At 71.5% G+C, this 11,401-nt stretch carries 11 protein-coding genes; 2 read left to right on the top strand and 9 right to left on the bottom strand.

The genetic code is table 11. From position 1 onward, the window contains the following. Positions 1-270: 270 nt before the first annotated feature. From ASF76_RS08015 to ASF76_RS08000, 4 genes are all read right to left on the bottom strand, one after another. On the bottom strand, positions 271-1,644 hold the full coding sequence (locus tag ASF76_RS08015; RefSeq protein ID WP_055955791.1) for an FAD-dependent oxidoreductase: 1,374 nt from the start codon (positions 1,642-1,644) through the stop codon (positions 271-273). A 39-nt stretch (positions 1,645-1,683) separates the two neighbouring features. Further along, entirely contained in the window at positions 1,684-2,745 is a 1,062-nt protein-coding gene (locus ASF76_RS08010) for a polyprenyl synthetase family protein (RefSeq protein ID WP_055955787.1), read from the bottom strand. A 97-nt stretch (positions 2,746-2,842) separates the two neighbouring features. Continuing rightward, positions 2,843-3,505: a class I SAM-dependent methyltransferase gene (locus tag ASF76_RS08005; RefSeq protein WP_235561287.1), complete on the bottom strand. Its 663-nt coding sequence runs from the start codon at positions 3,503-3,505 to the stop codon at positions 2,843-2,845. Positions 3,506-3,571: 66 nt separating this feature from the next. After that, positions 3,572-4,135, bottom strand: coding sequence for a DUF402 domain-containing protein (locus tag ASF76_RS08000; protein ID WP_055955780.1), 564 nt, complete (start codon positions 4,133-4,135; stop codon positions 3,572-3,574). Positions 4,136-4,370: 235 nt separating this feature from the next. Here ASF76_RS08000 and ASF76_RS07995 point away from each other — a divergent pair, with 235 nt between their 5' ends. Further along, entirely contained in the window at positions 4,371-5,585 is a 1,215-nt protein-coding gene (locus ASF76_RS07995; RefSeq protein WP_055957129.1) for an isochorismate synthase, read from the top strand. Positions 5,586-5,610: 25 nt separating this feature from the next. Here ASF76_RS07995 and ASF76_RS07990 read toward each other — a convergent pair whose 3' ends face one another. Genes ASF76_RS07990 through ASF76_RS07980 form a run of 3 tightly spaced genes read right to left on the bottom strand, consistent with a single transcriptional unit; the run spans position 5,611 to position 8,730 of the window. Further along, positions 5,611-6,468, bottom strand: a complete 858-nt coding sequence (locus tag ASF76_RS07990; protein WP_055955777.1) for a PPK2 family polyphosphate kinase — start codon at positions 6,466-6,468, stop codon at positions 5,611-5,613. A 54-nt stretch (positions 6,469-6,522) separates the two neighbouring features. Beyond that, positions 6,523-8,301, bottom strand: coding sequence for a 2-succinyl-5-enolpyruvyl-6-hydroxy-3-cyclohexene-1-carboxylic-acid synthase (gene menD / locus ASF76_RS07985; RefSeq protein ID WP_156459181.1), 1,779 nt, complete (start codon positions 8,299-8,301; stop codon positions 6,523-6,525). A 6-nt stretch (positions 8,302-8,307) separates the two neighbouring features. Further along, positions 8,308-8,730, bottom strand: coding sequence for a PLD nuclease N-terminal domain-containing protein (locus ASF76_RS07980; protein ID WP_055955773.1), 423 nt, complete (start codon positions 8,728-8,730; stop codon positions 8,308-8,310). Positions 8,731-8,804: 74 nt separating this feature from the next. On the opposite strand from ASF76_RS07980, the gene ASF76_RS07975 reads away from it, so the two are divergent. Continuing rightward, on the top strand, positions 8,805-9,125 hold the full coding sequence (locus ASF76_RS07975; protein ID WP_055955770.1) for a DUF4229 domain-containing protein: 321 nt from the start codon (positions 8,805-8,807) through the stop codon (positions 9,123-9,125). Positions 9,126-9,238: 113 nt separating this feature from the next. Here the strand turns inward: ASF76_RS07975 and ASF76_RS07970 are convergent, their stop codons facing one another. Beyond that, positions 9,239-10,210, bottom strand: a complete 972-nt coding sequence (locus ASF76_RS07970) for a 1,4-dihydroxy-2-naphthoate polyprenyltransferase (RefSeq protein WP_055955766.1) — start codon at positions 10,208-10,210, stop codon at positions 9,239-9,241. Positions 10,211-10,221: 11 nt separating this feature from the next. Beyond that, positions 10,222-11,373, bottom strand: coding sequence for an AMP-binding protein (locus ASF76_RS07965; RefSeq protein WP_055957124.1), 1,152 nt, complete (start codon positions 11,371-11,373; stop codon positions 10,222-10,224). Positions 11,374-11,401 lie beyond the last annotated feature (28 nt).

Here is an 11,401-nt window from a genome sequence, read left to right as displayed (position 1 = left end):
GCTTTTCCGGAGTTCGGCCCGGCAGCCGGCGACCGTCGAGACCGGTCCGCGCCCGCGACTCGCGTACGAACACGGTCGACGCCGCACTTGCGTGCGCAACTCCGGAACATTCCGCCGCGCCGGCCACAACGGCCCGCGTATCGGCGGGATGAGGAGCGAGAACTCCGGAGTTGCGCCCGGCTCGCGGCCCCGCGCAATACCCCGCGCGTTCCACGCCTGTAGACGCAGAACCGCCCCGTCGGTCGGACGGGGCGGTTCGGGATCAGTCGATCACTCGCCGCGCGAGATCGCGATCATCTCGTCGCGGGGCACGACCTTGATGCGCGCGCGCTCGTGCGGGGCACCGAGGGCCACCTCGTGCTCGTCGAGGCGGTGCCAGCCGCCGAGGTCGGTCCAGCGCACGCCCCGCTCCGCGAGAAGAGCCGGGATGGCCTCCTCGTCGGGGTGGGCGGGTCGCCACCACTCGCTCTGGTCGTTGATGACGTGACGCACGGTCTCCATGGCATCCGACTTGGTGTGCCCGATGAGGCCGACGGGCCCGCGCTTGATCCACCCGGTGGCGTAGATACCGGGCACGCGCGAGTTCGAGTCGGCCGAGAGCACCTGGCCCTCGTGGTTCGGGATGACGCCGTGGCGCTCGTCGAAGGGAACGTCCTTCAGCGGCGAACCGAAGTAGCCGACCGCGCGGTAGATCGCCTGGATGGGCACCTCGCGGATCTCGCCCGTGCCGACGACGCCGCCCTCGGCGTCCGGTCGCGTGCGCTCGTAACGCAAGGCGGCGACCCGCCCCTCGGCGTCTTTCACGACCTCGAGCGGCTTCGCCCAGAAGTGCAGGTGCAGGCGGCGCGATGCGTCTCCCCCGGCACCGTTCGCGCCCGGGCGCGTGCGCCACTGCTGCAGCACACGGTCGATGACCTTGACCTGCTTGTTCGTCTCGACGGCGGCCTTCGAGGCCTCGTCGTAGTCGAAGTCCTCGTCGTAGACGACCATGTCGACGTCGCGCAGCTCGCCGAGCTCGCGGAGCTCGAGCGGGGTGAACTTCACGTGCGCCGGGCCGCGGCGACCGAACACGTGCACGTCGGTGACGGGCGAGGCCTTGAGGCCCTGATAGACGTTGTCGGGCACTTCGGTGGGAAGCAGGTCGTCGGCGTGCTTGGCGAGCATGCGCGTGATGTCGAGGGCGACGTTTCCGTTGCCGATGATCGCGACCGACTCGGCTTCCAGTGGCCACTCGCGCGGCACGTCGGGGTGACCGTCGAACCAGCTGACGAAGTCGGCCGCGCCGTACGAACCGTGCGCGTCGATGCCGGGGATGTCGAGGTCGGCGTCGCGGATCGCGCCGGTCGAGAAGATGACGGCGTTGTAGTGCTGCTTGAGGTCGTCGAGGGTGATGTCCTCGCCGAACCGCACGTTGCCGAACAGGCGGATGTCGCCACGGTCAAGCACTTCGCGAAGCGCCGTGACGACGCCCTTGATGCGCGGGTGGTCGGGGGCGACACCGTAACGGACCAGGCCGTAGGGCGCCGGAAGCTGCTCGAACAGGTCGATCGAGACGTCGAACTGACGCTCGGCTTTCAGCAGGATGTCAGCGGCGTAGATACCGGCGGGGCCGGCTCCGACGATGGCGAGGCGCAGCTTCGTCATGGGGTCCTCTCGATCGGGATCGGGGGGGTGGAAATGTGGTCAGGCCGAGCGGTCGGCCACGGCCCGGGCGAAGCGCGTCAGCGCCTCGCGCACGGCGCCGTCGGGCAGCGGTGCGAGGGCGTCGATCGCGTCCTGCGACCACTGATGCGCGAGACGAAGGGTCTCGTGCGTCGTCTCGTGGTCGCGCAACTCCGCCAGAGCCGCGTCGAGGATCGCGGGGTCGGCGCCGTCGGCGATGCGTTCCTGCCCCTCGTCGATGCGGGCTCGCAGGTCTGCGGATGCCGCGTCGGATCGGTGCCCGAGCAGCAGGTAGGGCATGGTCGGCACCCCCGCCCGCAGATCGGTGCCGGGCACCTTCCCCGTCTCGGACGGGTCGGGCGACAGGTCGATCACGTCGTCGAGCAACTGGAAGGCGACACCGGCCTTCTCGCCGAAGACGACCATGGGCTGCTCGTACTCCTCGGGCGCGCCCGAGTAGATGACGCCCGACTGAGCCGCGGCGGCGATGAGCGAGCCGGTCTTGTCGGCCAGCACCTTGAGGTAGTAGTCGACGGGCTCGTCGCCGTCCTGCGGACCCACGGTCTCGTGCATCTGGCCCAGCACGAGACGCTCGAAGGTGTCGGCCTGCAGCTGGATCGCGCGCTCGCCTCGGCGGGCCATCAGTTGACTCGCGCGGGCGAAGAGCAGGTCGCCGGTGAGGATGGCGATGTTGTTGCCCCACACCGTCTGCGCGCTCGGCACACCGCGGCGCTTGTCGGCACCGTCCATGACGTCGTCGTGGTACAGCGAGCCGAGGTGCGTGAGCTCCAGCGCCGTGGCGACCTCGACGACCTCGCGTGTGGTTCCCTGGCCGAGCTGGGCGGTGAGGATGGCCAGCATCGGCCGTACCCGCTTGCCGCCGGCCTCGTACAGGTAACGCGCGGTGACGTCGGCGAGCTTGTCGGCGCTTCGCACCTCGCCCTCGAGCTCGGTCTCGACGAGCGCCAGCCCCGCCTCGACGGTGGCGAGAAGGGTGCGCGAGCGGAGGCCTGCGAAGATGCGGTCACTCAGGCCCAGCTTGCCGGACAGGCGGGAGCCGGCCGCGGGCGGTCTCGGGGTCACGCTGTCAGCCTAGCCTGGCGCGCCGAAGGGCAGCCGCGGGTATCTCGACGGTTGACAGCGCTCCGCTGGGGAGAAGGCGTCGGGCCGGGGGCCGGAATCACTCCGCGGGACGGATGCCGCGGTGCAATGCCACGATGCCGAACGAGAGGTTGCGGTACTCCACGTCATCCCATCCCGAGTCGCGCATCCAGCGGGCCAGCGTCGGCTGATCGGGCCAGTCGCGGATCGACTCGTTCAGGTAGTCGTAGGCCTCGGCGTTGCTGCTCACGGCCTTCGCGACGATCGGCAGCACACGGCCGTTGTAGAACCGGTAGAGGCCGCTGAAGACGGGGGACGGCGGGTGCGAGAACTCGCACACCACGATGCGGCCGCCGGGTCGGGTCACGCGGCGCAGCTCCCGCAGAGCCCGGCGCGGGTCGTTGACGTTGCGCAGGCCGAACGACATCGTCACCGCGTCGAACTCGCCGTCGCGGAAGGGGAGGTCGGTGGCATCCGCCTGCACGAACTCGAGGTTGGGCACGTCACCGTGACGACGACGCCCCTCGGCGATCATGCCGCGCGAGAAGTCGGCGGCGACGACGTGGGCCCCGCTCGGCACGAACGCCATCGAGGAGGTGCCGGTACCGGCGGCCAGGTCGAGGATCCGCTCGCCCTTCTTCGGAGCTACCGCCCGCAGGGTCGCGACGCGCCACAGCCGGTCGTTGCCGAGGCTGAGAACCGAGTTGGTGCGGTCGTAGGCGGCGGCGACCTGGTCGAACATGCCGCTGACGCGCTGCGGGTCTTTGCCGAGGTCGGCGCGGTTGGGGTCGCTGCTCACCCGTCGAGTCTAGGCCGGGGCGACGGGGCGGTCGCCGGGGCTTGCGAGAGCCGCGAGGCGCTCCAGCCAGGGACCGGTGATCGCGTCGGAGAACGGTGCCTCGTGCGCGCGCACCCGTCGCTCGAGGTCGGTGGCCACGGCATCAAGGTGGTCGACGATGTCGAGAGGGTAGCCGTAGCGCACGCGGTGCTCGTCCCACTCGTCGCGGTCGTCGATCCACGTACCGCGCCCGTCGGTGCGGCGCACGACGTCGAGGTCCATGTCGATGCCGCGGGGAACGCCGTCGTCGTGCCAGCGGACGTCCCACGCCAGGTCGATGTAGACGGCGACGGGATGGGGAGACGCGTTGTGCGTGAAAGCCCAGTCACCGCTCGCCGGCACGAGTGTGACGTTGGGCTGGCGGCACACGAAGGCAGCTCCCGGCCGGGCACTGCGCCACCCCACCTGCTGGCCGAACCACTCGCCCCATTCGTCGGAACCGAGGTAGACGCTGTCCTGCACCCAGTGCGGCGAGCCGTCCCATTTGCGCCACTCGAACAGCAGGCGGGTGCCGGGGGCGGGTCGGGGATCCATGGTTCGGAGTCTAAATCGGGTATCGGCACCGGTCTCCGCGACCCGCCCCGCGATTCAGCGCAGCAGAACCCGATCGGAACCGCCGGGTCGACCCTGCCTGCGTCGAGGGACCTCCGTTGTGTCGTGGATCGGCGCGCGGCCTCGGCGAACGCGACGGGTCTACGCTGAAATCGTGCTCGAACCCGCGGATGACGTCGTGCCGCGCCTGCGCGTGGTCACACGCGAACTGCCTCCGATGGATGACGTGCTGGCCTACACGACCTCCTACGACCCCCTGTTCTGGAGTCGTCGAGGTGAGTCGCTCGCGGCCTTCGGCGATCTGCTGACGCTGCGCTACACGGGCGAACGCCCGGGTGATGCCACGATCTCGGAGCGCTGGCGGGCGATCGCCGCGGCCGCCGAGGTCGACGACCCCGTGCAGCTGCCCGGAACCGGTCTCGTGGCCTTCGGATCCTTCGTCTTCGACCCGCGGTCCGAGCGCGAGAACGTGCTGCGCGTCCCGGGCATGATCGTGGGCCGCCACAGCGGACGTGCGTGGGTCACCCGCCTCGCGTTCGACGACACCCCCGACGAACCCGAGCCCGAGCTGCCGCCCCGCTCCCCCTTCGGACCGCATTGGTCGGCGACTCTCGGCCCCGGCCTGCAGACGGCCGAGAAGTACCAGGATGCCGTCCGCCAGGCCATCGAGGCCATCGGCGCCCGCGAGGTGGCCAAGGTGGTGCTCGCCCGCGACATCGTCGGCACCGTCCCCGCCGGCTCCGACCTGCGTCGCCTGGTGCGCTCGCTTCTCGAGGGCTACCCCGACTGCTGGGTGTTCGCCGTCGACGGCCTCATCGGCGCGAGCCCCGAGACGCTGGTGACCGTCTCGGGCGGCACGGTCACCGCGCGAGTGCTCGCCGGTACCGTGGCTCGCGGCGGAGACGCCGACGCCGATGTCGCGGCATCCATCGGTCTCAGTCGGAGCACGAAAGACCAGGACGAGCACCGCTTCGCCGTGCAGAGCGTGTTGAAGGCCCTCGGCCCGCACACGTCGTCGCTGGCCGCCGAAGACCAACCCTTCACCCTCAAGCTCCCCAACGTCTGGCACCTCGCGACCGACGTCGAGGGGGTTCTGAGCGCCGACGCGTCGTCACTCGATCTGCTGTCGGTGCTTCACCCGACGGCCGCTGTCGCCGGGACCCCGACGGCTGCGGCGATCGAGGTCATCCGCCGGCTCGAGCCGTTCGATCGCGGGCGGTACGCCGGCGCCGTCGGCTGGACGAGCGCCTCGGGCGACGGCGAATGGGCCATCGCCCTGCGGTGTGCGCAGATCGACCGCGGGGCCCCGTCGTCGCCGACGGCGCCGATCACCGCCTACGCGGGGGCGGGAATCGTGTCCGAGAGCGTCCCCGAGTCGGAACTGCTCGAAACGCGCGTGAAGTTCCGCCCCATCGTGGAGGCGCTCGCCTAGTCACGGTCCGGATCGACGCAGGAGATCAGGATGCCGCGAGCCGGCGCTTCTCCTCCTCGACGTCGTAGTCGGCCGCCGGCCACCGCGGATCGATGTGGGCGAGGGCGCCGATGAGCAGCTGCTGCACCGCGAGGCGCGCGTACCACTTACGGTCGGCGGGCACGACGTGCCAGGGCGCGACCGGCGTCGATGTGCGCTCGATGGCGACCTGGTATGCCTCCATGTAGTCGTCCCACCGCTGACGCTCGTCGACGTCGCCGGGGTTGTACTTCCAGTGCTTCTCGGGGCGGTCGAGGCGCTCGGCGAGACGCTCGCGCTGCTCGTCCTTCGAGATGTGCAGCATGACCTTGACCACGCGGATGCCCATCTCGGCCGCCTGCGCCTCGAAGGTCACGATGGCGCCGTACCGGCGTTCGATCTCATCGGCCGGGGCGAGGGAGCGCACCCTTCCGATGAGCACGTCTTCGTAGTGAGAGCGGTCGAAGACGCCGAGGCGCCCGGCATCCGGCAGGCGCTTCTCGATGCGCCACAGGAAGTCGTGCGCCAGCTCGTCGGCGGTGGGCTTGTTGAACGAGGCGAGCTCGACGCCCTGCGGATCCACCGCACCCACGACGTGTCGAACGATCCCGCCCTTGCCGGCGGTGTCCATCGCCTGCAGCACCAACAGCACCGATCCCGTCGCCGTGCCCGCGACGCTCTGGGCGAAGAGACGCTCCTGCAGATCCTCCAGCGGCTCGCGGCCCGCATCGAGGTCGGCTTTGCCGGCAGCCTTGTCGCCGTCGTACCCGGGCGTCGACCGCGGGTCGATGTCAGCCAATCGGAAACCCGGCTCGACCCGGAGTGCCTCGGCGGCGGGGGTGGACCATCTGCTGCTCGCGCTCATCCCGACATCGTGCCGCGGCATCCGGGTTGCGCACCACCCCGTTGACGGGCGGGATCAGCGCGGCAGGGGGACCTCGATGAGCTGACGCCCACCCGTCGGAGCCGTGAGTACCTGGTCGAGCGCGACCCGGGTGGTGCAGCGGTGGTACTCCCAGCCGAACGCGAGCGCGAGCTGCTCCAGCCGCGCGGTGTGCGGGGTGTACTGCACCCGCGCCATCGCGTCGGCACCGGCGATCCCCGCCACCTCGAGACCGTCGAAGATCGTGCCGCCGCCGTCGTTGCCGACGACGACCTGCAGCCGCGGCTCGGCCTCGCCGGGGGGAAGCAGCAGCGCGCCCATGTCGTGCAGGAACGCCAGGTCGCCCAGCAGCAGACGCGTGACGCCCGGGCGCTCATCGACTTGGCTCGACAGCGCCACCCCGGTCGCCGTCGCGATCGTGCCGTCGATGCCCGCCAGGCCGCGGTTGGCGTGCACGGCCACCTTCTTGCCGCCGAGTAGTTCGTCGGCGACGCGCACGAGCCGCGACGAGCCGAAGACGAGACGGTCGTGGGGCCAGGTGGCACGCCAGAGCGCATCGACGAGGGCGGCGCGGTCCAGCGGCGCACGCATCACCTCCACCTCGGCGCTGATCGCCCCGAGCCGTTCGTGCGGAACGGCGGATGCCAGGCCCTCGGCATCGGGGGCGCGTGGCGACAGATCGACAGCCGCGTCGCGCGACGCGCGCATCCACTCCCCCAGCCACGTGCGATCCGCCTCTCCCGTCACCCGGACGGCGTCGACCGCGACGGTCGTGCCGTTGAGGTTGACGGGCTCGCCGGGTCCGCGCACGGCGAGAACCTCGACATCGTCGCGCCCGAGCAGCAGGGCGACCTCGCGACTGAGCGTCGGACGCCCGAACAGCACGACGCGCTCGATCCGGCCGCCCAGCGCCGGTTCGCGCAGCAGCGCGCGGTAGCCGTGCACGATCTGACGACCGAAGCGCGCACCGCTGACGATCTCGGCGACGAGGGGGAAACCGCCCGCGTGGGCGAACTGTTCCGCCGCAGGGCCTGCATCAGCTCCCGCGACGACGATCGTGCGCGGGCCGGTCTCGATGCGATGCGCGGCCTCGGGATCGGGGGCGACGTCGGCGATGCCGATCCCCCCTCCTCCCTGGTAGAGCGCGCCGGACGCGTCCTCGCTGGTATCGGGGGCCGTCTCGACGGCACGGGATGCCGCCCGCTCCGCGAGCCACGTCGGTACGGCGCCCGCGAGGGGCTCGCGGAAGGGCACGTTGACGTGCGCGGGCCCGGCCGCGCGCATGCCCTCGCCGAGCGACGCGGCGAGCGCTTCGCCCGCCACCGCATCGAGGGCGGCGGTCTGCTCACCGGCGCCATCGACGTCGATCGCCTCGGGAACGGCCAGGTCGGCCTCGAACCGCGCCGCCGAGCGGAACAGCCCGGGCTGGCGGGTCGTCTGATTGGCGCCGACTCCGCGGAGCTCGGGGGGACGATCGGCCGTGAGCAGCAGCAGGGGCACACCCGCGTGGTGGGCCTCCAGGGCGGCGGGCAGGAGATTCGCGACGGCGGTCCCCGACGTGCACACCACCACTGCCGGTGTGCCCGTCTCACGCCCGATGCCGAGGGCGGTGAAGCCGGCGACGCGCTCGTCGATGCGCACGTGGAGGTGGATGAGACCCGCGCGCTCCAGTTCAGCGGCGACCAGGGCCAGCGCCTGCGACCGCGAACCGGGACTGACCACGACGTGGCGAACGCCCCGGGAGACGAGCCCGGCGAGGAGCGCTGCGGCAGCGTCGGTGGCGGGCGCGCCCGAGCGATCGTTCAGCGAAGCCACGACGGCTCAGCCGACGGCGCCGCGCTGACCGCGGGTGTCGTCGTCGCCCTTCCCCGGGGGGTTGTCGGGATCGGTCGGCTTCTTCGGCGGCTGCGGGTCGTCGGCCTCGGAGTCGAGCTGCGCGAGCTCCTCCTCGAGGCGGCGGATCCGTTCGTCCTGGTCGGCACGGGCCGTCGCGGTCATGCGCCCGAGGAATTCGGGGTCGTCGTCGGGCGCACGCCGTGCGGCCGTCGTCTTGCTCGCGGCGCGACCACGACCGATCACGAACCAGAGGATGCCGCCGAGCACCGGCAGCAGGATGACGATCGCCATCCATGCGCCTTTACTCACCCCGCGGTGACGAGAGGGAGCCTGCACGGCGCAGTCCACGATCGTGTAGACCCAGAAGACGGTCGCCACGAGCGCCAGGATGAGAAGCAACCGTGCCATGCACCGATTCTACGTGCGTCTGCTGGGCGACGGCCCGGAACCATGGGGGCCGCACTCCGCCGTAGACTGACAGGATGCGTGCTCGTTCGGCCCTCGTCTACACGGTGCTGCGACTTCTCGCGTTCCTGGTGCCGCTCGGCGTCCTGCTGTTGTTCCCCGTCTTCCAGGAACTGCCCTGGCTCGCGGCGATCTTCGCGGCCCTCATCGGTTTCAGCCTGTCGCTGCTGTTCCTGCGTCGCCCTCTCGACAACGTCACAGGCGGGCTCGCCGAGCGTCGCGCGCAGCGCGCCGCCACCGGCCGCCGCACGGGCGCCGAGACCGACGCCGACGCGGAGGATTCCGCCCTGGACGCCCCGCGGCGCGGCACCGACCCCGGGGCCGGCTCCGAGCGCTGAGGACACCCGCGCTACCCGGCTCACGCCGCGGCGCCCTGGCGTCCTGTGCGAGTGATGCGCGACGTCGGGAGCCGGCGGGGAGTGGCGTCAGACCCCGGCGCAGCGACGGCGGGTCAACCCGCGAACGCCCAGAACAGCAGGGCTCCGTAGGCGACGGAGGTGAAGCTCGTGACCTGCAGCGCGGTGATGAGTTCACGCGGCGTGCGGTACGTCCAGACGATGAGGATGGCGGCGAGCCCTCCGAGGAGCGCGACGAGCGTGAGCCACGCGATGGGATAGACCAGCGCCAGGAACACCGCGATGCCGAACGGGACGAGCACGAACACCGTGAAGAGCACCTGGGTGGCGCGTCGGCCGATCAGCACCGAGAGCGTGCGCTTGCCGGCGAGGCGGTCTTGATCGATGTCGCGCAGGTTGTTCGCGAGCAGCACCGCGCACGCCAGCAAGCCCGCGGCGACCGCGCCGAACCACGCCTCCTGCGGAAGTGACCGCACCTGCAGCCACGTCGTGCCGAGGGTGGCGACGAGGCCGAAGAAGACGAAGACGAACAGCTCACCCATGGCGTTGTAGCCGTAGGGGCGCTTGCCGCCGGTGTAGAACCACGCGGCGACGATGCACACCGCCCCCACGAGGAGGAGCCACCACTGCCCCGTGCGGATGACGAGCGCGAGGCCGATGAGCGCGGCGAGCGCGAAAAACGCCAATGCCACGATCAGCACGGTACGGGGCTTCGCCTTCTTCCCCCCGGTCAGGCGTCCCGGACCCACGCGCACGTCGTCGGTCCCGCGGATGCCGTCCGAGTAGTCGTTGGCGTAATTGACGCCGATCTGCAGCGCGAAGGCGACGGCGAGGCACGCCAGGGCGATGACCCAGTGGAGCTGCTCGTCCACGAGCGTCGCCGCACCCGTGCCGATGAGCACCGGGGTGATCGCGAGAGGAAGCGTGCGGATGCGGGCCGCGGCGATCCAATCGCGCGCGGTGGCCGGAGCGACGGCCTGCGGTGCACCACCCACCGGCTTCTGCGGGTTGCCGCGGGGGCGACGCTTCTTGGCGGGGGTCGAACGCTTACGAGACGGAGCTGCCACGGAGGGTCATCCTATGCCCGCGGGTCCGCCCCGAGTGTCGCGCGCAGGGACGCTCGGTCCGGCTTCCCCGACGAAAGGGTGGGCAGTTCGTCGATGGCCACGACACGCGCCGGTCGCGCGGGCGCGCCCACCGCATCGCCCACGACCCCCCGCACCCGAGCGAGCATCGTCTCTTCCTCGACGGCGGCGAGTCCCGGCACCACCACAGCTGACGCCTGCCCCCACTCGGCATCCGGGATCGGCACCACCACGGCCGACTCCAGACCGGGGATGCCGCGGACGGCGGCTTCGACGCGATCGAGCGACACGTTCACGCCGCCCGAGACGATGACGTTGTCGAGGCGACCGGTGACGTGCAGCACCCCGTCGACGATCTCGCCCCCGTCGCCCGTGCGGTACCAGCGCCTGGCGTCGGCATCCAGGGGGAAGATGGATGCCGTTCGCTCGGGGTCGCCGAGGTAGCCCTCGGCGAGCATGGGGCCCGACAGCCGCACCTCGCCGTCGACGATGCGCATGCCGACGCCGTCGAGGGGGACGCCGTCGTAGACGCAGCCGCCGCTGGTCTCACTCGAGCCGTAGGTGCGCACGACGCGCGCGCCGAGCGCCTCGGCGCGCCGGCGGACCGCGGGCGCGAGCGCCTGCCCGCCGATGAGGATGGCCTCGAACGACCGCAGCGCCTGAGCGACGGTGGTGTCGTGCTCGGCGGCATCCAGGAGTCTCTGCAGCTGCGCCGGCACGAGGGAGGTGTAGCTCGGCACGCGCACGCCGTCGGCATGGGATGCCATGCCCAGGGCGGCCGCGGCGAACGGTTCGGGGCGGAAGTGCCCGGACACCACCGCGGGTTCACGATCGGCGAGCAGCGCCCGCACGATCACCTGCACGCCCGCCACGTAGGTAGCGGGGACAGCGAGCAGCCAGGCGCCCTCGCCGATGCGTGCGGCCGTCGAGTAGGCGCTGCTGATGAGCGCGTTCCGACTGAGGACGACCGATTTCGGAACGCCCGTCGACCCCGATGTCGTCACGACGGCGGCGGTCCCCGGGGGCACCTCGTTCGGGAGTCCGTCACCCCCCAGCGCCACGGCCGGACCGGCCCCGAGCACGGCGGCGCGCAGCGCCCGCAGCACGTCACGGGGATCACCGGATGCCGGGGACTCGAGCCTCACGCGCGGCACCCGTCCGATGCGGTGGCCC

The organism is Microbacterium sp. Leaf151 (genome assembly GCF_001424225.1).
Classification (GTDB): Bacteria; Actinomycetota; Actinomycetes; order Actinomycetales; family Microbacteriaceae; genus Microbacterium.
Note: the sequence above shows the minus strand (reverse complement) of the source record. Positions and strands in the feature narration are given on the sequence as shown.